Annotated in this window: 22 protein-coding genes and 1 riboswitch; of the genes, 8 read left to right on the forward strand and 14 right to left on the reverse strand. The window is 49.0% G+C overall.

Annotation, left to right across the window (positions count from 1 at the left end; translation table 11 throughout):
- Nucleotides 1-8 precede the first annotated feature (8 nt).
- The 8 genes from KDD30_RS06325 to KDD30_RS06360 form a co-directional block, all read right to left on the reverse strand.
- On the reverse strand, nt 9-2231 hold the full coding sequence (locus tag KDD30_RS06325; RefSeq protein WP_211648304.1) for an FAD-dependent oxidoreductase: 2223 nt from the start codon (nt 2229-2231) through the stop codon (nt 9-11).
- Nucleotides 2228-2824 (reverse strand): carboxymuconolactone decarboxylase family protein, encoded by a 597-nt coding sequence (locus tag KDD30_RS06330; RefSeq protein ID WP_211648306.1) that lies wholly within the window; start codon nt 2822-2824, stop codon nt 2228-2230. The genes KDD30_RS06325 and KDD30_RS06330 overlap by 4 nt, the downstream gene beginning before the upstream one ends.
- An 88-nt stretch (nt 2825-2912) precedes the next feature.
- Nucleotides 2913-3302 carry a hypothetical protein gene (locus tag KDD30_RS06335; protein WP_249199221.1) on the reverse strand — a complete coding sequence of 130 codons (390 nt, stop codon included), beginning with the start codon at nt 3300-3302 and terminating at the stop codon, nt 2913-2915.
- A gap of 184 nt (nt 3303-3486) precedes the next feature.
- Nucleotides 3487-4101 carry a TfoX/Sxy family DNA transformation protein gene (locus KDD30_RS06340; protein ID WP_211648308.1) on the reverse strand — a complete coding sequence of 205 codons (615 nt, stop codon included), beginning with the start codon at nt 4099-4101 and terminating at the stop codon, nt 3487-3489.
- 130 nt (nt 4102-4231) lie between these two features.
- A riboswitch (cyclic di-GMP riboswitch) is annotated at nt 4232-4335 on the reverse strand.
- Between the two features lie 206 nt (nt 4336-4541).
- Entirely contained in the window at nt 4542-5555 is a 1014-nt protein-coding gene (locus KDD30_RS06345; RefSeq protein ID WP_211648317.1) for a substrate-binding domain-containing protein, read from the reverse strand.
- A 373-nt stretch (nt 5556-5928) separates the two neighbouring features.
- Nucleotides 5929-6747 carry a heme ABC transporter ATP-binding protein gene (locus KDD30_RS06350; protein WP_249199223.1) on the reverse strand — a complete coding sequence of 273 codons (819 nt, stop codon included), beginning with the start codon at nt 6745-6747 and terminating at the stop codon, nt 5929-5931.
- Entirely contained in the window at nt 6744-7748 is a 1005-nt protein-coding gene (locus tag KDD30_RS06355; RefSeq protein WP_249199280.1) for an iron ABC transporter permease, read from the reverse strand. Before KDD30_RS06355 ends, KDD30_RS06350 begins: the two co-directional genes overlap by 4 nt.
- Before the next feature lie 66 nt (nt 7749-7814).
- Nucleotides 7815-8654 (reverse strand): hemin ABC transporter substrate-binding protein, encoded by an 840-nt coding sequence (locus KDD30_RS06360; RefSeq protein WP_211648328.1) that lies wholly within the window; start codon nt 8652-8654, stop codon nt 7815-7817.
- A 375-nt stretch (nt 8655-9029) separates the two neighbouring features.
- Here KDD30_RS06360 and hutX point away from each other — a divergent pair, with 375 nt between their 5' ends.
- Complete coding sequence (gene hutX / locus KDD30_RS06365) at nt 9030-9518, forward strand: heme utilization cystosolic carrier protein HutX (protein ID WP_211649624.1); 489 nt, start codon at nt 9030-9032, stop codon at nt 9516-9518.
- Nucleotides 9515-10060, forward strand: a complete 546-nt coding sequence (gene hutZ / locus KDD30_RS06370; RefSeq protein WP_211648330.1) for a heme utilization protein HutZ — start codon at nt 9515-9517, stop codon at nt 10058-10060. The genes hutX and hutZ overlap by 4 nt, the downstream gene beginning before the upstream one ends.
- A gap of 62 nt (nt 10061-10122) precedes the next feature.
- Here hutZ and panP read toward each other — a convergent pair whose 3' ends face one another.
- The 5 genes from panP to KDD30_RS06395 all read right to left on the reverse strand — a co-directional run bounded on the left by panP (nt 10123) and on the right by KDD30_RS06395 (nt 15326).
- Nucleotides 10123-11796, reverse strand: coding sequence for a pyridoxal-dependent aspartate 1-decarboxylase PanP (panP, locus tag KDD30_RS06375; RefSeq protein WP_211648332.1), 1674 nt, complete (start codon nt 11794-11796; stop codon nt 10123-10125).
- Nucleotides 11797-11962: 166 nt separating this feature from the next.
- A complete protein-coding gene (locus KDD30_RS06380) occupies nt 11963-12475 on the reverse strand; it encodes a hypothetical protein (protein WP_211648334.1) in 513 nt (170 codons plus the stop codon).
- A 255-nt stretch (nt 12476-12730) separates the two neighbouring features.
- Nucleotides 12731-12829, reverse strand: coding sequence for a MetS family NSS transporter small subunit (locus KDD30_RS06385; protein WP_211648342.1), 99 nt, complete (start codon nt 12827-12829; stop codon nt 12731-12733).
- Between the two features lies 1 nt (nt 12830).
- A complete protein-coding gene (locus KDD30_RS06390) occupies nt 12831-14312 on the reverse strand; it encodes a sodium-dependent transporter (RefSeq protein ID WP_211648344.1) in 1482 nt (493 codons plus the stop codon).
- Nucleotides 14313-14696: 384 nt separating this feature from the next.
- Nucleotides 14697-15326, reverse strand: a complete 630-nt coding sequence (locus KDD30_RS06395; protein WP_211648346.1) for a hypothetical protein — start codon at nt 15324-15326, stop codon at nt 14697-14699.
- 393 nt (nt 15327-15719) lie between these two features.
- Here KDD30_RS06395 and KDD30_RS24475 point away from each other — a divergent pair, with 393 nt between their 5' ends.
- The 5 genes from KDD30_RS24475 (at nt 15720) to emrD (ending at nt 20874) form a co-directional block, all read left to right on the forward strand.
- Nucleotides 15720-16463, forward strand: a complete 744-nt coding sequence (locus KDD30_RS24475; protein WP_249199224.1) for a patatin family protein — start codon at nt 15720-15722, stop codon at nt 16461-16463.
- A complete protein-coding gene (locus tag KDD30_RS24480; protein WP_249199226.1) occupies nt 16460-16924 on the forward strand; it encodes a DUF6363 domain-containing protein in 465 nt (154 codons plus the stop codon). The genes KDD30_RS24475 and KDD30_RS24480 overlap by 4 nt, the downstream gene beginning before the upstream one ends.
- A 270-nt stretch (nt 16925-17194) precedes the next feature.
- Nucleotides 17195-18487: an alpha/beta fold hydrolase gene (locus KDD30_RS06405; RefSeq protein ID WP_211648354.1), complete on the forward strand. Its 1293-nt coding sequence runs from the start codon at nt 17195-17197 to the stop codon at nt 18485-18487.
- Nucleotides 18488-18769: 282 nt separating this feature from the next.
- A complete protein-coding gene (ribA, locus tag KDD30_RS06410) occupies nt 18770-19369 on the forward strand; it encodes a GTP cyclohydrolase II (RefSeq protein WP_211648356.1) in 600 nt (199 codons plus the stop codon).
- A gap of 293 nt (nt 19370-19662) precedes the next feature.
- Nucleotides 19663-20874 carry a multidrug efflux MFS transporter EmrD gene (gene emrD, locus KDD30_RS06415; protein ID WP_211648358.1) on the forward strand — a complete coding sequence of 404 codons (1212 nt, stop codon included), beginning with the start codon at nt 19663-19665 and terminating at the stop codon, nt 20872-20874.
- A 65-nt stretch (nt 20875-20939) separates the two neighbouring features.
- Here the strand turns inward: emrD and KDD30_RS06420 are convergent, their stop codons facing one another.
- Nucleotides 20940-21278 carry an HI1450 family dsDNA-mimic protein gene (locus tag KDD30_RS06420; protein ID WP_211649626.1) on the reverse strand — a complete coding sequence of 113 codons (339 nt, stop codon included), beginning with the start codon at nt 21276-21278 and terminating at the stop codon, nt 20940-20942.
- A 199-nt stretch (nt 21279-21477) separates the two neighbouring features.
- Between KDD30_RS06420 and KDD30_RS06425 the strand changes: the two genes are divergently transcribed.
- Nucleotides 21478-22251, forward strand: coding sequence for a nucleotidyltransferase domain-containing protein (locus KDD30_RS06425; RefSeq protein WP_211648359.1), 774 nt, complete (start codon nt 21478-21480; stop codon nt 22249-22251).
- Nucleotides 22252-22269: the final 18 nt, after the last annotated feature.

Genomic DNA, 22269 nt, shown 5'->3' on the forward strand with positions numbered 1-22269 from the left:
TTTGTTCCTTATTTTTCCTGCAAGTGTGTTTGCTTATCAGCAATTGTCGCGTTCTGCGGGTGGTCGCTTGCATCTGAACCGCCCCGTTGCCAGTTGTGGAATTTCTCAAGCCAGCGCAGAACTCGCTCCGGTTTGTGGGCTTGTTTCCACACACCTGCTGTATATTTATTGGCTTCGCTCATGGTCGGGTAAGGGTGCACTGTGCCTAATATTTTATTCAGGCCCAAACCATATTTCATGGCCAGTGTAAATTCTGCAAGCAGTTCACCGGCCTGATTCCCAACAATGGTCGCGCCGAGGATGGTGTCTTTTCCTTTTGGCGTCAAGACCTTCACCCAACCATAGTCTTCTCCGTCGGCAATTGCGCGATCTAAATCATCAATCCCATAGGTGGTGACGGCAACTTCCAGTCCTTGTGCAGCGGCTTCTTTCTCGTTCAGACCGACTCTGGCTACCTCTGGTGCAGTGTAGGTGACGGCGGGCAGGACACGGTAATCGGCTTTGAATTTTTTGAAGCGGCCAAACAGACTGTTCACGGCTGCATACCAGGCTTGATGACCCGCTGCGTGAGTCAGCTGGAAAGGACCGGCGACATCGCCAACCGCGTAGATGTTGGGATAATTTGTCTGGAGATACTCGTTGATCTCGATGGTTTTGCGGGGGCCCAGTGTAATGCCTAATGTTTCAAGGCCAAAGCCTGTCACATTCGCCGCGCGGCCCAGCGCCAGGATTGCTGCATCGAACGGGACGTCATGATGCTGGCCCTGGTCGTCTTCCAGTACAACCCATTGCTCTTTTCCTGCAGCCGTTTCCTTTGTTCTGAATTCTACTGCTTTGTGGCGCAGGCGGATATCCACCCCATCGCGCTGCAGGCTGTCGAATACCAGCGCGGCCGCATCCGAATCTTCCCGAACCAGCAACTGATCGGCCATTTCTACCTGAGTGACCTGACTGCCTAAGCGCTGGAAGCTTTGCGCCAGCTCGCAACCAATCGGCCCGCCACCGAGCACCAGCAGACGCTTGGGTTGTTCGGTGATCGACCAGAGTGTATCCGAAGTCAGGTAGTTGACGGATTCAATCCCCGGAATGGGCGGCACGACAGGCCGGGCGCCTGTGGCAATCACCATATTTTGAGTTGTGATCCGAGTGCCGTTCACCTCAACTTCCCAAGGAGACAATATCCGGGCTTCTCCCTGAATACAATTCACCCCCAATTCACTGTAACGTTCGACGGAATCATGGGGTTCTATCGACTGAATCACACCGTGGACGCGCTTCATCACCGCGGCGAAGTCCACCTGAGGCTGTGCGGTGTCAATGCCAAACTCAGGACTGCGGGTGATGGTATGCATGGTGTGGGCTGCACGGATCAATGCTTTTGAAGGGACACAGCCGGTATTCAGGCAGTCTCCCCCCATTTGGTGCTTTTCGATCAGGGTAACTTTAGCTTTGACAGCGGCAGCAATATAGGCACTCACCAAGCCGCCGGCACCCGCACCAATCACCACCAGATTCTGATCAAACTTTTCCGGACGCTGCCAGTGCTGATACACGCGGCGACGCTGAATGAAAGCCATGACTGCTTTGGCCAGAAAAGGGAATATCCCCAGAAGCACCAGAGAGACCAGAACCGGGAAAGAGATCAGTCCAGACAAGGTTTGGATTTCACCGAGCTGGGTCCCTGCGTTTAGATAGACCGCTGTTCCAGGCAGCATTCCGAGCTGACTGACCCAGTAGAAAGTTTTGGCGCGCATCGGGGTGAGCCCCAAGAGCAGGTTGACCAGAAAGAACGGGAAGACCGGAATCAGGCGCAGTGTAAACAGATAAAAAGGTCCGTCTTTTTCAACCCCCTGATTGATCGCACCCAACCGGCGTCCGAATTGTTGCTGAACCCATTCCCGGAGTAGAAAACGGCTTGCCAGGAATGCCAGTGTCGCACCCAGAGTACTGGCAAAAGACACCAGTAACAGGCTCCACCAGAACCCGAATAACGCTGCACCCAGAAGTGTCATCACGGCAGCGCCGGGGAAGGAAAGTGCGGTGACAATGACATAGACAGCAAAGAAAATGGCACTGGATAAGATTGGCTGATCAGCAATGCTTTGCTGCAGTGAATGCTGATACGCTTTCGCCTGTTCCAGCGTGAAGTAAGCTCCCAAATCGAAAGCAAACCAAGCGATGATGGCGGCTGCGATCATCGCCAATAAGAGTGGCTTTTTAATATCTTTCATGAATCCTTACTCGTGTTGTGTGTTTGCTGTGGTTTTTCTGCGGGTGCCGTGGATTCCAATGGAATCGAGCAAAATGCCTGCGCGGGAACATCCAGTGCGGTGTTAAATTTAGCCGACAGGTTCTGAAAACTGACTAATGCTGTCAGTTCAATCAGCGCATCGTCGTCATACCATTTCCGAAGTGTATCCACCATGTGTTGTGTAACTTTATTACCAGTGACTGTCATGGCTTCTGTATAGACCAGGACTGCTTTTTCTTGTTCGTCAAAATGCGGGCTTTGCTGCCATTCGGCAAGCGCCTGTATTTTCTCGACAGAATGGCACCGTTCAGCCAACCGCATGCCGTTCGCATCCACGCAGAAAGCACAGTTGTTCAATTGTGAGACCCGAACACAGACTAAAGAGCGCATGACAGCTGACAGCGGGGAACCTTTGCGATCCAGATATCCGAAGAAACTGGCAACAAGATAGAAAAGTACCGGGCGCCGACCCCATAAGAGTGCCGGATTCAGCGGTTGCCCAAAATGGCGCTTTTGCAACCACAGTAAAGGGCGAATCAACATTGAGTAGCGGTTTTTTGGAGGTACACGCACCTGAATTCTCCGGACTGATCGTTTCAAATACCGACCGAGTCATGCCAGACAAATTTCAATTTTAGTGCGATTGAGTCAGAAAAAGTATTTAGTTGATTGAAATCTGAACAGAGCGGCTCAAAGGCTGGCTGGCAACGGCTTCCGGGGATACAGAATTCAGGATCAGATAGGTACTGATCAGGACGGGTAACAGGGCAACCAACATGGTTTTTCCGATGTGATATTGACGATACCAGTACTTACGGGCCTTCAGTTTCAGAACCATGCCCCAGCAGAAAAGCGCGACGTTAAAACTGGCAGCGATCAGACAAGGCGCCTGTAAACTTTGGTTATCAGCCGTCATTTGAGAAACAATCAGCAGAAATGCTGCGGGGAGCAGACTGACCAGCACTAAATAGCGCATCAGTTTTGGCCATTTGTGAAATTTATCTCTGAAGATGTTGTCGTTTTGGCCCGGAAAGGGGGTAGATGAGCGCATTTGACCTCCCTGCTGATGTAAAAATATACATTCTAAAGGCGGCGAGGCTGAAGAAAAGTTAACTGAGTGTTTTGTTATTAATGTTTGTGACTGGCGTCTGCCTTTTACACAGCCCTGACAGATGTCAGGGCTGTAGGGCAGGTCATTTCAGACCACGCAGGGGAAACAGCGTGATGAAATAATCTTAGTGGTGAGCGCTTGAAACAGGAGATTCCAGTTTCGAGAGCAGCTCATTTCGGCGTTGTGGCGTAATGACAGACCAGTGTTTACCACTGACTGCACCTTCCAGCGCCCAGAGCAAATCCAGACTCAAAGATTCGTGATGAGATTCCTGTAGTGCCTGAAACGCACCAATTGCACCCACTTCGAATAATTGGTCAACAGAGCTGATGCCCGCTTTTTTCAGCATGCGCTCGTTGGCCAGTCGAAGGTTCGGCAGATCTTTAATGCGATTCGGACTCGCCTGCATCTTTTTCTCTTTATCTGCCTGAGCAGCATTCAGAGAACGCTCCGCATGTTCCAAAATAATTTCTGTGTTATCCCACCAATTATCTGGAATGGCGTAGTGTTTTGTGACGACAGGAAAACCGCGTTTTTGATAAACGTACGGTTTCAGGCCAGCTTGCTTGAAGGCTTCTTCGTTTTTCGCATTTGCACGAAGGTGCAGCTTATCGTTTACGACCAGAGCAAACATCGTTTCGCCTGCGAAAATACCAAACCCGCCAAACATTGAGCGAGATTTTATTTGACCAAATTTCTCAAATAAACGAATTGAATCTTTCAGTAGTGGTTTGTCCATGCTTCTTTTCTCGGTGATGAATTTCAAAAAAGAAGTCACCAAACAACGGAGCGTGGATTCAATTGTGCATAAGATTATGAACCTTTTGTCATAGAAATGACAAAATTAGTCCAAAACCTTCACTTCATCCATCGGCAACCCCGCTACCATGAGCAATAACATTGTCACTAAGTCATTGCTTTTAGGCCGGAAGCTTTGCGTCCCATCCTTTCAAATGGTTTGCCTTGTTCGTGACTGTTTAATCATATATCAATAAGTTCGGTTTGATATTGATCGCACAAAAAAATTGTGAGATTTATCCCAATAAAAGTCGTCCTTTAACTACAAAAAGTAAGACTTTATTCCGAAAATTCCTACATGTGGTAGTAATATTCCATATGCAAATAGCCAATAAGGGGATAATTATTGGCTATTTTTTGTTCGATTCGAAGTTATATCGTTTATTTCTTATTTGAAATTGTCTTGACCGAATGACGAATCACCAGTTCCGGATTAATTTCAAAGGTTTGAAAGGCATGATTCTTATCTTTCACGCGCTCCATTAAGATTTCCACTGCGGTTTTACCCAAACGGCGTTTGGGTTGGTGAATTGTCGTGAGAGGCGGGGAAAAATAGGGCGCCAGATCAATATTGTCATAACCAATGATGGAAACATCTTCCGGTACTTTGATCCCTGCCTGTGCAAAAGTACTGATGAGCGCCATGGCCATGATATCGTTAAAGCAGAAAATCGCCGTCGGGCGGTTTTCCATCGCGATAAAGACTTTCGCAGCATCCACAGCAGATTCACACTCGAAGTCACCTTCAATAATCCAGTCTTCATTGACCGGGAGCCCTGACTCACTCATGGCTTTCCGGAAGCCCTTTAATCGTTCACGGCAGGTCGACTTGTAGGTCTGGCCGGAAAGGCAGCCAATGAGCGTATGGCCATTGTCAATAAAATGACGGGTCGCCAGATAGCCACCGAGTTCAGCGTTATCCTGAATATTATCGCTTTTCGGACGAGCAGGACCCCAGTCCATGATGACCATGGGCAGATCACGCTGTCTTTCCAGCTGTTCCAGCAATTGATCATCCAGATCCGAACACATCACCAGCAAGCCGTCGACCCGTTTCTCAGACAGCATCCGGAGATAATCTTTCTGCTTCGCGAGGTTCCCTTCGGTATTACACAGAATCAGTGTGTAACCTGCTTTGTAACAGTACTCTTCAACGCCATGCACCAACTCTGCAAAGAACGGGTTGGTGGATTTTGTCACCAGCATGCCAATGGTGCTGGTGGTATTACATTTCAGGCTGCGCGCGACGGCACTAGGTGCGTAGTTCAGTTCTTCTACTGCAGCCAGAACCTTCTTCTGGGTTGCTTCTGCCACGAAGCGTGTTTTATTGATTACGTGTGAGACTGTGGTCGTGGACACACCAGCCATACGCGCAACATCTTTAATCGTTGCCATAATTATTCTTCTAGTCATCAGGCCAAGGGTGTCTGTATACCCTATGGCCGGTTTATACCTGAATTTCAGCCAGACGCTAAAACGCCGCTTCTGCATCAGAAAGCGGCGGAAAAAGTGAGGCTCAGCCCCGGTGCTTACAATACATGACACCAGATAAGAAGTCTGACCTTGTCTATTACTCTTCGTTTCATAGGTTAATCGCTTGCGATCACATTTTACAAGGACTCTCGCACAGTGCAACGTTTCTCTTGATCAGTCGAATGAATCTTGATGAAGCTCAATAATGAGCTGCAACGATTGCACGGGTAAAGGGCGGTGAAAGAGATGATCTGAAATGAATTCAGGCATCCGAATTGATGCCTGTGGGTTGATCTTATGCCGAGAGCACAACAGGAAAATGGCCGCGGGGATGAGACTCTATCATCACGGGTGATCCATAAACAGACTGAATGTTTTCTGCGGTCAGCGTATGCCAGGCATCGCCATCGGCTTGAATTTTACCTTGATTGAGCAGAACAAGCCGGTCGGCATATTCGGCGGCCAGGTTGAGATCATGGATCACCAGAATCACGGCCGCGCCCTGAGCTGCCATTTCTTTTGCGAGCCGAAGACAACTGTGTTGGTGCGCCAGATCCAAAGCCGAGGTGGGTTCGTCCAGCATCAGGACACAACGTTCCCCCGCTTCACTGAGCTGTGCAAGGACACGGGCAAAATGAACGCGCTGTTTTTCACCGCCAGAAAGCGTGGGGTATAGTCGCGGGCCAAGATGAGCAATCCCGACATCTGTCATCATTTTTTGTGCAAGACGCTGACTGTCATTCTGCTTTAACCCCAATGGCATCGTGCCTAATTCTGCAACTTCTTGTGCCGTAAAACCAAACGACAAGCTGCTATGTTGTGGCAGCACACCTAAATGTTTTGCCAGATCTGCCGGTGCCCATTGTTGTCGCTTTTCTCCAAAAAAATACACATCTCCTTTGGACTGGACTTCACCACATAAGACTTTGAGCAGTGTACTTTTACCCGCACCATTTGGACCCAGCAAAGCTGTTAGTTCACCGCCGTGGAAACTGATACTTAAATTGTCGAGTAAGGTTTTCCCCCCCAGACTGAGGCGGAGTCCTTCCGCTGAAATGGCCGAGCGCATTCCCGCTGCTGGCTTAGAACGTGGACGAACGACATGGTGAATCATTGTAAGCGACCTCGTTGTTTCATCAGCAGTGTAATAAAGAAGGGCGCCCCGATCAGAGCTGTGATAATCCCAACGGGGAGTTCTGCCGGAGCGGCCGCTACACGGGCAAGCATATCTGAAATCAAAAGGATCAATGCACCCAGCAATGCGGACAAAGGCAGTAATGTTTTATGGTTTGGGCCAGCAAGCATTCGTCCGAGGTGCGGGACAATCAAGCCGACAAAACCGATCACCCCGGATAATGAAACCGCGACGCCAACCCCTGCCGCACAGAGCAGGATCAGCAGCCGTTTGAGCTGTTGGACATGAATGCCCAGATGCTTGGCTTCGGATTCGCCCAGCAAGAGTGCATTCAGTGCGCTGGCTCGCCGGTTAAAGAGCCAGAACAGGATGGCCAATGTTGAAAAAGCTAACGAGATCCCGGGCCAGGTCGCCCCTGCAAGCGATCCCATCGTCCACAGAGATAAATCCCGGAGCGCTTGATCATCGGCGTAGAAATTCAGCAGCCCTAATGCAGCACCCGACAGCGCACCAATTGCGACCCCTGCCAACAGCATGACGGTGACTGAAGTCCCGGAGCGGTCTGTTCCCAACTGATACACCACCCAGGTGGTCACAACACCGCCGATGAACGCGAACGCCGGAACGGTGCCGAGTGTCAGCAGGAGCGGGTAGGAGACAGCAAGGCCGCTGAACAAGACGATGGCCATTGCTGCCCCCAGACTGGCGCCGCCCGCAACACCAATAATGCCCGGATCGGCCAGTGGGTTGCGGAATAAGCCTTGCATGACGGCCCCACACAGCGCAAGTATCGCTCCAATTGCAATGCAAAGCAGTGTCCGGGGTAGACGGACTTGTTGAATAATCAGCTCAATATGTGGGGCAACGGTTCCTTTTCCTGGGAGCAGCGCCCAAAGCACATCTGAGACGTGGATGGACATCGGCCCGACAAGGATAGAGGAGATCGATGCAAACAATAACAGCCCCATGATCAGCGGCATCAGATATGCTGCCGGAATGCGTTGCCAGATGATGCGCCGTGCGCGGTTGATGACTGTGATCATGAATTACTGACCATAGATCGCTTGATTCAATCGCTCTGCTTCTTCCAGGCTTTTCAGGTTCAGTCCGCCAATCAGGGCAGTACCATCAATCGTTAATATCTTTTTCTGCTGGCCAGCAGGAGTCGCAGCAAGGAGTGGCAGTGTTTTTAACAGGCCATCAATCCCGCCAATCGTCTGGCTGGTATGGGTACTGAGTAGAATGATGTCTGGCTGCATGGCCAGCATGGCTTCTGCGGACAGCGGTTTGTAGGATGCAATTTGTTCTGCGGCAGGATTGATACCGCCAGCCAGTTGAATCAAGGTGTCGGCAGTTGTATGACGTCCGCCCACCATGGGTGCTCTGCCGCCATGAATGGTCAGGAAAAGTATCCGCTGGCGATCTGATTGTGCGGTCAGGCGTTGCTGGATGCTGGTCACCTGTTGATGAATGGTGTCTACCAGTATTTTTGCTGCTTCCTGTTTGCCGGTGAGTTCGCCAACCTGAATGACGCGGGACGCCAGATCCTCAACGGTTTCGCCAGAATTCAGAATATCAATTTTGATGCCCGCCTGACGCAGCAGGTTTAGCGTTGTTTCAGGCCCCATGTCTTCTGAGCCGAGCACACGATCCGGATGCAGAGCGATCATACTCTCAGCGGAGAGCTGTCTGTGATAGCCCAGTTTTGGCACATCTTCACCCACATAACTCTTACTGGTGATGTCTACAGCAACGATCTGGTCTTCAGCCCCAACGGCATACATGAGTTCAGTTATGCCTGAACCTGCGCTGATGATGCGTTCTCCTGCCCAGGCAGTGGTGGATGTTGTCAGAAAGAGCAGGGCGGATAATGCAGCATGTTTCATTCAAAGGTTCCTCACTTCACTGAAATATAAGGATTTCAGCAACATATTGGTCAATGTGTGAACAGATATATCAATAGCGCATAAAGTGTGAAAAGTAGCTCAATTTTGTAAACGAGAGCGCTATCAAAAGTGATAATTATTTTTAATTAAGAATGATTATCCATGAATGTCAAACAATATCAATTATCATTTGCAAAAGGGAGGGGCGGGCCTTATCATTTTCTGAAATACGATTCATTATCATTATTTTTATTGATGATTGCAGTGTGCGCGATTTCTTGACATGAGGTCAGGGAACTGCAATCGCGATGGAAGGAGCACGACGAAGTGTTTGAGAAGTTCAGTCTGCCTGAGTTAAAAGAAAAAGTCGGCACGATGTTAGAAGAAAATCCGAGCCTGCATGCCGTTTTGATGGCTGATGAGCTGGGTGTAACCGAGGGCGAGATCATCATGGCATTTCCTGATGAGCTGGTGACTCGGATTCAGGGGCATCATGCCCAGGCCATTTTAGAAATGCTGCCTGAATGGGGAATGATGACGACCATCGTGCATTCAATGGGGTCAATCTTCGAAGTCAAAGCCCCTTTCCCGAAAGGGAAAGAAGCCCGCGGTTACTATAATCTGATGGGGAAATCCGGAGAAATGCACGGTCATTTGAAATTGGACCGTGTGTCTGATGTCGTGCTGGTCAGCAAACCGATGCGTGGTAACGAAAGCTATTTCATTGGTTTTCTGGCAGAAAATGGTGAGTGTATCTTCAAAATTTATCTGGGCCGTGATGAGAAGCGCCAGCTGATTCCGGCTCAGGTTGAGAAATTTAATGCGTTAAAACAAGCTTTTGTGGTTGGAGAAGAAGCGTCATGAGTGAAGTCAAACAAGAACGTTTGCAGAACCGTCTGGGTCCTCAAATTCAGGAATTTCGTGCAGCATGCCAAACCGTGCAACTGGCAACCGTCGATGCCGATGGGAAACCGAACGTGAGTTATGCACCTTTCGCGTTACTTGAAGATGGTTACTACGTGCTGATTTCAAAAATTGCACGTCACGCACGAAACCTGCTGGAAAACCCACAGGTGTCTTTGATGATGATTGAAGACGAAGCAACGTCGAAAACCATTTATGCGCGTACCCGTCTGACATTCGAAGCAAATGTTGTTTTGGTTGAGCGTGAGACTGAGCGTTGGCAGGCAGGCGTCGAAGCGCTGAAAGCACGTTTTGGCGAAATCATTGATGGACTCAGTGGCCTGGAAGATTTCAAATTGTTCCGCCTGGAACCAACGCAGGGGCTTTTTGTGAAAGGTTTCGGTCAGGCATTTCAGGTCAGTGGTGATGATCTGGTTGATTTTGTTCACCTGACTGAAGGCCACAAGCGTATTGAAGACGGTCAGGAAGTCAAATCGGCCTGATTGTTCCGCTGCTGAATGAATCAACCGGACAGATTGGTTTCTGTCCGGTTTTTTTTGGTTGCTTAAGCGTGAGGGGAAGTGGTTTTCCCGGATTGGGCCAGGATTCTCGCTGTAATCGCTTTCACTTTCGGCAGGCTCTGCTGGCTGGTGAGTGCGAGTTCCTTCTGCTCGGCAAGTACATCTTTCAAAATGTCAGGTGTGGTCAGTGGGTTAGCCAGAACCACACGGAAGACCGTGGTGATTCGTCTGTCCCATTGTTCTGGCATCAATCGGGTTCTCGATACGAAAGATTTCCCGGATTCGCGCTGCCGCTTCTGAATGTATTGCGTGAGATCATTGAGCGCTTCATGAATGGCTTGCTTGTCTTCATCATTCGCTAAGGCCAGCGCTTTTTGCGTCTCTTCAGGCACATAGCGGTAAGTCAGCAGACAAAGTTCTGGTTCTGAAATTAACTCAAAATCAGGATCGTTTTTGATCAGTTCGGAAAAATAATGTGCTTTTTCAATACTGTGATTGATCAAGAGCTCATAACCCTGCCGGCTGATGATATTCAGGCTGGCATAGAGCAGCATTGCCATACCACTGCGTGATCCTTCCAGTGTATGACTGCCAAGGTCTTTGGATCCTTTTCGCAAAATGTATTCTGCGTGATGTTCAATAGCAGACATCAAGGCTGGGTTTTTAAAGATCACCATGCCAGCGCCCATTGGAATATAGAGCTGTTTATGAGCATCAATTGTCACGGAATCGGCTCGTTCAATTCCTTTCAGCAGCGTACGATATTGGTTCGACATCAGCGTCGCACCCCCCCAGGCTGCATCGACATGGAAGTGACAATTGTGGGCTAATGCAATGTCAGCCAGTGCATCCAGCGGGTCGATATTCCCGGTTTCAGTGGTACCTGCAACGCCAACAATCGCGAAGGGTTTGATGTTCCGGGCTTTGAGTGACTCGATGGTTGCTTCCAGATCCTGAGTACAGATTCGGTTGTTTGCATCGGTTTTCACCGCAACCAGATTTTCCCGTCCGATTCCCAGCACGTCTGCAGCTTTTTTCAGCGAGTAATGACCCCGTTCCGACACCAAAATAGCCAGATCATCATAACCGTAATGCTTCATGGCTCTGAACAGGCCTTCCTGCGCCACACCTTTGAACTCGCCGTCTGGCTTCAGCAGATTGTTACGAGCGACCCAAAGTGCCGTGATATTCGCGATAGTGCCGCCAGAGCAAAATGCGCCCAGTGAGTGTTCTGCACTGTGCATCCACCGCTGATAAAACGGCTCGGTTTCACCGTAGATCAGATTATGCAAAATCCCCAGCACCTGACGTTCTAAAGGCGTGAACGCTTTCGACGTTTCAATCTTGACCAGATTCTGGTTCAGGCCAATCATGATCTTTGAAAGTGGCATCAGAAAGTAGGGGAGTGCCGAAGTCATGTGACCGATGAAAGTCGGTGCCGAAGTATGTACCGACTGTGCGACCAGCTTGTCCAGCAGGAAATGCGTGTGCTCGGATACAAAACTGGGTTGCTCTGGCACGGTTGCTGATGAGAAATCCTTTTCGATTTCTGTCAGCGGTTTTTCCTGTGCAGCAATGTGCGTTTGTAAGAAAGCGTTGAGGTTTTCAGAGATCTCTTTCTCAATACGGCCAAGTGTTGAGTCTGGCGCTTCCGGCACGGTAAAGATCCGGTGCAGAGTTTCAAGAGATGCTTCAGCTTGTCTGTTTTCCACTGCCATAATCAGTTGTTACTTTTCGTTAACGTCGGCAAATCCAGCTAATGTACTGGAAATGAGAATGATTGTCTTGGAGAAATTCTCAAATCTACCCAGTGTACGCATGGTCTGCAGTGATCAGTGAGGATAATCACCGGACGGGGGTTCGTCCGGTGTGGTAGGGGTAGGCTTATGGACACACCGTTGCAGCAATGGCGCTCATTTGCTGGTTGTATGCTTTCAGGGGCTCGTCAATATCGTCCGGGTGGGTCAGCAGTTCAGCAAACGCGCTGCGCAGTTCGTAGTTTTTCGGATGAGGTGCACCCTGACGATCTTCGAACACTTTTTTCGCGTAATCGCCCAGTGTACCTTGCTGTTCAGACAGGGTTTTAATGTCCTGCTGTGTCAGCTTCAGCCATGATTCTACAGACTGAGATAAATCTAAATGGCTTTTGTCGTGTGTTAAATACCAGTCAACGGCCTCACGTTTCAGCTCAAAATGATGGGTACGACCTTCGAGAAACCAATCGCCGACTTCTTGTAAACCTGGATCCTTTTGTACGGTGAGTTGCACCAGTGACTGATACCAGGTCAGAGAGGCGTCGATGTACTTGTGGTATTTATCACTTTCACAGCTTTCTGTTGAAGCGAAAGCAGAAACGGGCAGCAGGGCTAATGAGAGAACAAACGCTGGAAACTTCATGGGCTTTCCTTGAACGATTTATTGTCATGCATTCTGGCACTTCATATATAACGTGCCGTTGCATCAGGATTATTTTTTTCAAATTGTAGCGGTAGAAGCTACTGAAAGGAAAGAAATCTGATGCGGATTGCGCCTGAGATTCTGCAGAATATGAAATAAAGCGCACTTTTGATGTGGTTTTAATGAAGTCTGTTGAAAACTTTCCCCAGAAAGAGGTAAAAGAAGAGGCCAAATGGCCTCTTCAGAATTGTGTTGCTATGCTTTGTTTTTCATCGCAACAGAGATGCAGTAAGCTGCGCCTCCCCAGGTAATTCCCAGGCCAAAAAGCATCATGATAATGGCACCAGCAGTCATATTATACCTCTCCGTTCGTGTTTGGTTTTGAAGCAACATTGATGAGCACAGCAGCAACGAACATCGCAGCAACCAAACCCCAGCCCAGCATCAGCAGATCAGACATGGCATAGCCGCCATAACCATCATTGAATGTATTCACCAGGTTTGTACCCAGAATAACAATCAACATAATCGGACTGATGAAGCGGATGCAGATCTCAAACCATTTACCGATTGAAAACTCAGAAATGCTGTTGACGTACGCACGAATGTCCGCGACTTTCAACAGCCAGCCGATCACCAGCAGTTCAATCAGGCAGCTTGCCAGCAGTGCAACGTTGTTGATGAAGTAATCCACCAGATCCAGCAGCAGCAAGCCGCCGTTTGTTGCAAAAGCCATCGAAACGACAAAGCCGATACCACACACCACAGAAGCGGCTTTTTTACGGCTCCATTTCAGTTTGTCCATCACGGCAGAGGTGACCGCTTCCAGAATTGAGATGTGTGAACTCAAACCGGCAACAACCAGCGCAAGGAAGAACACCGGACCCAGAATGTAGGGTGCTGGCAGCAGGTTAATTGCCGCGGGCAGGGTGACAAATGCCAGGCCTACACCTGCAGAAACAACTTCGGTCAGCGGCTTCGCTTGCTCTTGCGCCATGTATCCCAGCACTGAGAAAATCAGGACACCTGCAACCATAGAGAAACCACAGTTGATCAGCACTGTCATGAAGGCGTTATTGTTAATATCTGACTTTTCAGGCAGATAGCTGGAGTACGCAATCATGATGGCAAACCCGACACTCAGAGTGAAGAAGATTTGTCCGTATGCGGCTGACCAGACTTTGGCATCCAGGATTTTACTGAAGTCAGGCTGGAACAGATAGTTCAGGCCGTCCATTGCACCTTCCAGGAAGATCACCCGGGCAATCAGTGCCAGAACCATGATGAACAGCAGCGGCATCATGATTTTGCTTGCGCGCTCAATCCCGCCTCTGACACCAGTGAAAATTGCCGCAAACGTAATCCCCCAGGCAATCACCATTGGAATGGCAATGTGCAACTGCAGGCCGCCCAGATTACTCGGTGAGTTGTCGCCTAATTTCAGATACTCACTGAAGAAGAAGGCGTTTGTGTCTGTGCCCCAACTTTGTGTGAACGAAAAACCGACATAGGAAATTGCCCATCCGATGACTGCGACGTAATAAACAGCAATCACTGCGGCAATGAACACCTGAAACCAGCCAAGCCATTCCAGTTTGACACCCAACTTAGAAAAAGCTCTGGGCGCAGCCCCACGTAATTTGTGGCCCAGACTGAATTCCATAATCATGAATGGAATCCCTGCGGTCAGCATTGCAAAAAGGTAAGGAATAAAGAATGCGCCGCCGCCATTTTCATAAGCCATATAAGGGAAACGCCAAATATTCCCCAACCCAATTGCAGAACCCACGGCCGCCAGAATAAATCCGGCTCGGGTTCCCCATTGTTCGCGTTTCATAAGTATCTCCTTATGTACTGCTATTCTCCATGAAACAGCATTATTTAAGATTATTATTCTAAATATTTACTTCCTGTATCGTGGAATCTGGTTTGATACCCCACGAGATGAAATGAGATTAACCACTGATATTGGCTAGCGCAATAGACAGTAAGTTTTGTTCGATCTGTCAATTGCAGGGATAACTTTTGCGATTGACCTCCGTTCTGCGTGATTCACGACTTGTTAACAAAATGTATAGAAGATCTCACCACACACGACTTCTTACTGAGTGATTTATTTTCTTTAATTATTTGGTACCTATGACTAATAAATAGTCAAAAATTAGACTTTTGCAACATTATGACTATCAAACTCCCACAGCGCAGAGTTTAGTGTGGTTACTCAAAATACAAAGCTGACCCCCAGGTTGGTTTGATAAAAACTCAGCCAGTCAATATCTATATTGATATCACACGCTTGTGGGCCAGAATCCGTGTCGCAACTTGCGCTGGTTTTTCCATCAACACGGTTGGCAATCCAGCGCGCTTCCAGTCTAATTCTGACATTATTGTCAATAAAGAAGTCGGAACCGAAAAAGGCCCCGCCGGAGAATAAAATATCCTGTTTCGACCAGCTGGCTTCAATGAGGGTGCCGCCAACACTCAAGCCGATGAAGCTGGTCAGCATCGGTGCGATACGGTAATGGTTACTGGCCTGAAAATGAAAAATGCTGACACTTTCATCATTATCGGTAAATCCGTCTGTTTTCATGTTCATGTGCTGTGCTGTAAAACCAATTCTTCCGTTTTGATACCGTTGTTTTCCGTAATTCCCTTCGACGGTAATCCCAATGAGATCATTGTTGTCTGGGGCGATTTTGAGGCCGCCATCGGCATCAATGTTGTCAGGAAAGGCATAACCCCAGTAAGGCGTGATATAAACGGGATGGCTGTCGCTCGCGAACGCTGATGCTTGAAACCCCAAGAGGAAAATGCCGAAAAAATAAGGTAAGTATTTGTTATATAAAAGCATTAAGCTCTCCTTATACTTGGGTCGGGAACTGTGACCATCATCCTAAAACCATTTTTTCTGTATGGTCAAAGGCGAGGGATGACGCTACAATTTTTGAATATGTTACTTTTTGTTGCAGGCAAATTGATTGCGGCAACGTTCCAGGAGCTTTTATGAATCATCTGACCCCTGAATTTAAGGCTGCTTTGGTCGTGGCCTTCATCATTATGATAGTCCTTTTCGGATTTGGCCTGACGGCAATCACACACTAAATCTGTCAATTTCCGAGCTTTTTGGCTTTTGGGGACCAATAAAGATAAGTCCCTGCAAAATTTTTTCCCGGCCTCTTGATGTGCATCGCGCTTCAATAAGAGAATGGGGAACTGTTTGTTTTTGCTGAAGTGAGTATGTTGGATGAATCACTTGCCTTTTAGTCTCGGGGATTTGGATCTGAATCTGGTCGATACATTTGCGAACCAGCTGTCGGGGACCAAAAAGCAAAAAATTGCACTCGTGGTTCAGGGGGGCGGCCAGCGCGGTATTTTTACGGCGGGTGTGTTCGACGCATTTCTGGAAGCTGGCTTCGATCCTTTTGAGCTTTATATCGGGACTTCGGCTGGCGCTTTAAATCTCTCATCCTTTATTAGTCGCCAACACCAGTTTGGCCATAATTTCATTGTCAATTTAACGACGCAGCAAGAGTTTTTTAATCTCTATCATTATCTGAGCCAGCAAAAGCCCATGAATCTGGACTGGGCGTTTGACCAGCTGGATCAGCATGGTCATACCCCGCTTGATCTTGCGACTGCACGCCGGGTGCTGACTTATCGTCAGGCATTTGCCTGCGCGACTCGAAAGGATACCTTGCAGGATATTTATCTGCCGATGTATCAGGACAACTGGCGTGATGTGCTCAGGGCAACCTGTGCCATCCCATTGTTATACAATCTGCCGGTGAGTCTGAATGAACTGGAGTGGGTTGATGGCGGCGTCAGTGCTGCGGTCCCCGTGAAAGAGGCCTGGCACCGGGGGCTGATCTGGTTGTTGTTGTGCGAACCGAACCCCTTCAAACGGCTCAGCCATCTGCTGGAAAATTCGATGACTGGCGGGAACGGATTGAAGTTGCTTTACCTGAATATATTGAACGCTTCAGTTTGAATGAGTCGCTGGAGAAAGTGAAAGCGGTACACAGCGATCTCACCGAACGATTTGATCACTGGAAAAGTGCATGGCTGACGAAAGCCCAGCAGGGGATGGATGCGGCAAATGCTTTAAATCAGGAACTCGAAGACGATAAAAAAGCGGTAAATGGCTATCGGAAATGGCTCAGCGGATTAAATATAGAGCGATTTCTGTCACTCACGGGTAAACGTTCAGAAGTGCTTGATATGTTGAATAAGTACTATCAGAGCTATAAAGATCTGAATGAGTTTATGCTTTATCCGCCTGATTCCCTGAAGGTTATTCAGCTGGCACCAGAAAAAGCGCTGCATAGCAAGGCGCTGCTCAGTAGCCAGCAGGATCTGACGCTTGATTACCAGCATGGGCATCAGTTAGGCCGTGAGTTTCTGGAAAACTTTGCTGATATCCTCAATCGCCATACCAGCGTGCGGTCCTGAGTCCAAACTCCCTGAGACACTTCGTCATAAAAATGATTCGGACAATCGGCCTTCCGGGCTGATTGTCTCTGAATTTGATCGAACCTCCGCTACCCGGCTTTCATGGGCGCCATGTGTTTCTCTCAACGACTGTCGCATGATATGGGACGACCTTATCCCGAATTTGACACTGCCGGGCCAATTGAGCGAAAAGCCAAGGGATCTTCGGCAGTTTCAGGCATTTCCTGATAAAGTAGCGCAGTTTTTTAAGTCTGTGTTCATGGAGGATAAATGCAACAGGGCTTTTTTGTGGATGATATGTTTTGCCAATCCCACCAATTTCAACTGCCATTGGATTACCAGCAGCCGGGCGGTGAGCGGATTCAGGTGTTTGCGCGTGAGGTTGTTGCCAGAGGGCAACGGAATGCTGATTTACCCTGGCTGGTTTATCTGCAGGGTGGGCCGGGGTTTCCGTCGCCACGGCCTGAATCGGAAAGTGGCTGGCTGAAACGCGCGCTGAAAGATTTCAGAGTTTTACTGCTGGATCAGCGCGGGACAGGCCAGAGCCAGCCAGTGCATGCGCAAACACTGTCTGGGCTGACGCCGGCACAGCAGGCTGAATACCTGAGCCATTTCCGTGCCGACAACATTGTAAGGGATGCGGAAGCCATTCGTGAATCGCTGGGTGTTTCCCAGTGGTCGCTGCTCGGGCAGAGTTTCGGCGGATTCTGTGCGCTGCACTATTTGTCTTTTTACCCGAAAAGCCTGCATCACGTTTATATGACGGGCGGTGTTCCACCGATTCACGGTCATGCGGATGCGGTGTATCAAGCAACATATCGCCGGGTGCTGGAAAAAAATGCTGCGTTTTTCCGCCGTTTCCCTGACGCTCAGGCCCAATGTAACCGGATTGCAGATTATTTGCTGGCCCATGATGTCCGGCTGCCAAATGGACAGCAATTTACGGTAGAGCAATTTCAGCTGATTGGTATCAACTTAGGACGCAGCGGTGGTGATCTGGCGCTCTATTATCAATTGGAGAACGCGTTTGTTGACGTGAATGGCCAGTCTGAGCTGAGTTACAGCTTTTTAAATGCCATGCTGGCCGAGCAGGCGTATCAGACGAATCCGATCTATGCCATTTTGCATGAGTCGATCTATTGTCAGAAAGAAGCATCGCGCTGGTCTGCGCACCGGGTGCGTGACGAATATCCGCAGTGTCATTATCAGACAGGACAGAACTTTTGTTTCACGGGCGAGATGGTGTATCCATGGATGTTTGATCAACTGGAAACACTCAAACCGCTTCAGGCTGCTGCCGAACTGCTGGCTGAGAAATCCGACTGGCCCGTGTTGTACGATGCAAAACAACTGGCGCAAAACACAGTGCCGGTTGCTGCGGCTGTCTATGTTGAAGATATGTATGTTGAGTTTGACCTTAGCCGCCAAACGCTCAATGGGATGCCAAACAGCGATGCCTGGATGACAAATGAGTTCGAACACAATGGGTTACGTGCTGCGGGTGAGCGAATTCTGGATACACTCATTTGTAAAGCGCAGACGATTCAGGATCAATTGGACTGATAAAACAGTTTTGGTTTTGTTCTGTGCCGGTCAGGGCAATCGGGCTGGTTGTCCTGACTGATGGAAAAACCGGGTATCCAGACAAAATGTGTTATGTTATAACATCTTTTGTTGGCGCAAAAACAGAAGTCCTGAGACTGACTGTTTTCGTGTCATAATTTTAGATATTATCAGTCCCACATACAGACCGAGTGAGCCAAAGCGGATGCCGAGGTATTGCGGTAGATAACTGAGCAATCTTGTGTTGTCAGGCACGGATTGTGAGAGAGGTAGTAGAACAAGATGGTAAAAGTAAGGGCCAGAGTCCCCTTTAAAGTCGGTATGAACAGCCATATCCCCGCCGACATTCTCTCTTTTGATGGCCTGGATTCCGGTAAAGAGCATGTTGCTCTGATTTTTCGAAGTGCCGACAAGCAAACCACACCGCCATTAGTGCGCATGCATTCTGAGTGTCTGACGGGCGATGTATTCCATTCGTCACGGTGTGATTGCGGTGAGCAGTTGGATGAAACCATCGAGCGAATGGCTGAAGAAGGTGGGATTTTACTCTATCTGCGTCAGGAAGGTCGTGGCATTGGGTTGTACAACAAAATCGACGCATACTTGCTTCAAAGTCAGGGAATGAATACCTACGAGGCCAATAACCATTTAGGCTTTGGTGACGACTTGCGTGATTTCTCCGAGGCAGCGGAAATGCTCAAAGCACTGGGTGTGGCATCGATTCGGTTGATCACCAACAATCCGAAGAAAATTCAGGATCTGGAAGCTTTAGGCATTTCTATTGCTGAAGTTGTCGGCACCAAAGCACATCTGAAAGAAGGCAATGAAAACTATCTCCGTGCTAAAGCAAGCCGGGGCAAGCATCGTTTTCATTTTGACTAAGCTTTTCAGACACCAGATGAAGCGAGCTACGGCTCGCTTTTTTTTGCCTGGAACTGGTTGGTTTTTGAATTAGAAATTCTAATCCGAATCATAACAAACTATCGTGCTGTTTCACAAAGGATTTACTTGTTGTTCTATCAATCTGCCATTACTATCCCGCTCGAAGTGTTGTCATAGCGGCGCTCGCGACAAATCGGGTTTCTGAATCCACATCTCAATAATCGATTGTCGTGCCGCATTTTCGATGACCTGTATTTATCTTAAACCCTTCGTATTATGTAAGGAGTGAGGTTGTGCAAGGGCAATCTTATTCTGCCAGTGTGGCAAAAATTCTGTTTCTGATCATCATTCTGGCCGCTGTGGGACAAATGACCCAAACCATGTATGTGCCAGCGATTCCACAAATGGCTGCTGAATTTGCTGTGAAACCTGCTTTTTTACAGGCAGTGATGGCGGCATATCTCATTCCGTACGGTTTATCCCAGTTTATTTACGGGCCATTATCGGATCGGATTGGTCGTAAACGCGTCATGCTGATTGGCATGAGTATTTTCGTGGTGGGAACGACGTTTGCGTTGTTTGCGCCGACTTTTGAAATCTTCCTGATGGCCAGTTTCATTCAGGGGATGGGTACCGGCTGTGGCGGTGCCATGTGTCGGACTGTCACCCGCGATTGTTATGAAGGCGCTGAGCTGCATCGCGTGAATAGTCTGGTCAGCATGGGGGTGATTTTTTCTCCGCTGATTGCGCCGGTTCTGGGCGGCTATCTTTCAGAGTTATTCGGCTGGTCTGCGAGTTATGTGTTTTTGCTGGTGTTGGGTACGGCAGTCACGCTGATTATTCTGACGCAGTTTACGGAGACGCTACCTGTTGAAAAGCGCCGGATCGAGAAAGTCACCACCAGTTATCAATATGTCCTGAGTAACCGAAAATTTCAGGGTTATGTGCTGTGTCTGGTCGCGACTTTTGCCGGACTGGCAGTCTTTGAAGCCGCCGCCGGGGTATTGCTTGGGAACGTCCTGAAGCTGGATCCGACGACAGTCAGCTGGCTCTTTGTGTTGCCATTGCCCGGCTATTTGCTGGGATCGTTGATGTCGTCGAAGCTGGTGAAACGGATGGGACAGCAGCGCGTGTTGTATCTTGGCTTAGTGGCCCTGGCCTTTGGCGCGCTGACCATTCTGTTGCCTGGAATCATGGGCATGGTCACGGTGAGTTCGTTGATTGGGGGAGCATTCCTGTATTTCATCGGATCAGGGGTGATTTTCCCGGTCACGACAACGGCGGCAATTGAACCTTTCCCATACCATGCCGGCACTGCTGGTGCGGTGCTGGGTGGGTTGCAGAATCTGGGCGCAGGTTTGGCAGCTTTGGTCGCATCCATGTTGAGTGCGAAAGATCAGCTCAGCCTGGGAGCGATCATGATTGCGATGGTGATGATTGCGGTTGCCAGTCTGGTCTGGGTCAGACGCAGCCCGCAGGAAGAAACGCCAGTGCTGGTTGGATAACAGGGCCAGAAAAAACAGAAAAGCGGTGCTGATTCAGCGCCGCTTTTTCGATTCTGATGGGGGAATTAATCCCGTTTCCACAGAATATGACAGAATTTATTCTCTGGATCGCGGCTGATCAGCATGCGGGCAAAGATATCATCCAGCTCATCATTCGCTTCATTCACCAGGCCGATACGAACTTCTGCATAAGTGTCGTCTTCCACCGGAAAACCGACATGCTCTGGCCAGTCTGCACCGGTCTCAACCACTTCCGCAGCGCCACGGTCATCAAACTGCGCGGTAAATAACAGCACATCAGCGGGTTCTAAACTGTCCTGAGCCATTTCCAGGAAGATATCGTAAGCCGCTTCAATGACATCATCGAATGAGAGCAGCGCTGTATGCAGATCTGAGTTTTCCATGTTTTGTTCAACCTTGAGTGAATCAAGGGCGCAGTATATCAAGCCTGAACGGGCAAAGGCTACGCGGGAGTATGCTTTTTCTGTCCCGGACGATGAGAAGGCGATGCCGATTTCGGCAGTCAGAATGGCATCTCCCTTAATCACAATGACTTTCGTGCTATGATGCAGGCAGTTTATGTTGTGATCCAGGAAACAGCTTTTGGCACTTCTTCTTCCCGTCATTGATAATCAGCGTCCCTTTCAGCCCGTATTTCAGCCTTGTATCCATGAAGCTTTGCAGCATTTGAATGCATTGTTTAAAGATGCCCTGCACAGTGTTTATCTCTCTGGTAGCCTGGCTCGTCGGGAGGGCATTCCGGGCCGGTCCGACCTGAATCTGACGCTGGTGCTCAAGCGGCCGCTGAACGACCAGGAAACCAGTCGTCTGCACAGCCTGAACTGGCAAATTGCCAGACGTCACAAAGCGATCACCCGGCTGGATTTGAAACTCGCTTTGTGTGAAGACGTTCTCTCGCTGGAAGGTATTTTTGAATGGGGATTCTGGCTGAGGCATTGCTGTGTGTGTTTGAGTGGAAAAGATCTGTCCGACAGTTTTGGTGATTTTGAACCCAGCTGGGATGCGGCCAAATCTCTGAACGGCCCTCTGGAGCCCATCTTGAATGAGTACCGACAGAAAGTTCTGAAAACCCGCGTGGCTGAGCATTATCTCGACTACTGTGAATACATCGGCAAGAAAATGTTATGGACCGCGTTTACGCTGGTGATGCACAAAGAAAAAACGCTGGCGCTGTCGTTAAGTCAAGCCACGGCGTGCTTCTTACGAATATATCCGGATAAATCGCTTGAGGCCGAGCGCGCTGCCATGCTGGCCAGCCGGACGCAGGTCCCTAAAAAAGCAACCCTGTATCTGATGCAGCATTTTGGCCTGTGGATTGCGGATGAGTGGCAAAAAATTGAACGCAAGATCGGCTGATCCCCAGATAAGAGCATC

Origin of the sequence: Photobacterium sp. GJ3 (assembly GCF_018199995.1) — a bacterium.
Lineage (GTDB): Bacteria > Pseudomonadota > Gammaproteobacteria > Enterobacterales > Vibrionaceae > Photobacterium.

Excerpts from the sequence above, each read along its gene's own strand:
- KDD30_RS24475 (WP_249199224.1), top strand. The coding sequence starts at position 15,720 with ATGAATCACTTGCCTTTTAGTCTCGGGGATTTGGATCTGAATCTGGTC.
- hutZ (WP_211648330.1), top strand. The coding sequence starts at position 9,515 with ATGAGTGAAGTCAAACAAGAACGTTTGCAGAACCGTCTGGGTCCTCAA.
- panP (WP_211648332.1), bottom strand. The coding sequence starts at position 11,796 with ATGGCAGTGGAAAACAGACAAGCTGAAGCATCTCTTGAAACTCTGCAC.
- KDD30_RS06380 (WP_211648334.1), bottom strand. The coding sequence starts at position 12,475 with ATGAAGTTTCCAGCGTTTGTTCTCTCATTAGCCCTGCTGCCCGTTTCT.
- KDD30_RS06405 (WP_211648354.1), top strand. The coding sequence starts at position 17,195 with ATGCAACAGGGCTTTTTTGTGGATGATATGTTTTGCCAATCCCACCAA.
- KDD30_RS06355 (WP_249199280.1), bottom strand. The coding sequence starts at position 7,748 with ATGCCGCTGATCATGGGGCTGTTATTGTTTGCATCGATCTCCTCTATC.
- hutX (WP_211649624.1), top strand. The coding sequence starts at position 9,030 with ATGTTAGAAGAAAATCCGAGCCTGCATGCCGTTTTGATGGCTGATGAG.
- KDD30_RS06350 (WP_249199223.1), bottom strand. The coding sequence starts at position 6,747 with ATGATTCACCATGTCGTTCGTCCACGTTCTAAGCCAGCAGCGGGAATG.
- KDD30_RS06385 (WP_211648342.1), bottom strand. The coding sequence starts at position 12,829 with ATGACTGCTGGTGCCATTATCATGATGCTTTTTGGCCTGGGAATTACC.
- KDD30_RS06395 (WP_211648346.1), bottom strand. The coding sequence starts at position 15,326 with ATGCTTTTATATAACAAATACTTACCTTATTTTTTCGGCATTTTCCTC.
- KDD30_RS06335 (WP_249199221.1), bottom strand. The coding sequence starts at position 3,302 with ATGCGCTCATCTACCCCCTTTCCGGGCCAAAACGACAACATCTTCAGA.
- KDD30_RS06325 (WP_211648304.1), bottom strand. The coding sequence starts at position 2,231 with ATGAAAGATATTAAAAAGCCACTCTTATTGGCGATGATCGCAGCCGCC.
- KDD30_RS06420 (WP_211649626.1), bottom strand. The coding sequence starts at position 21,278 with ATGGAAAACTCAGATCTGCATACAGCGCTGCTCTCATTCGATGATGTC.
- KDD30_RS06360 (WP_211648328.1), bottom strand. The coding sequence starts at position 8,654 with ATGAAACATGCTGCATTATCCGCCCTGCTCTTTCTGACAACATCCACC.
- KDD30_RS06340 (WP_211648308.1), bottom strand. The coding sequence starts at position 4,101 with ATGGACAAACCACTACTGAAAGATTCAATTCGTTTATTTGAGAAATTT.
- KDD30_RS06345 (WP_211648317.1), bottom strand. The coding sequence starts at position 5,555 with ATGGCAACGATTAAAGATGTTGCGCGTATGGCTGGTGTGTCCACGACC.
- KDD30_RS06390 (WP_211648344.1), bottom strand. The coding sequence starts at position 14,312 with ATGAAACGCGAACAATGGGGAACCCGAGCCGGATTTATTCTGGCGGCC.
- ribA (WP_211648356.1), top strand. The coding sequence starts at position 18,770 with ATGGTAAAAGTAAGGGCCAGAGTCCCCTTTAAAGTCGGTATGAACAGC.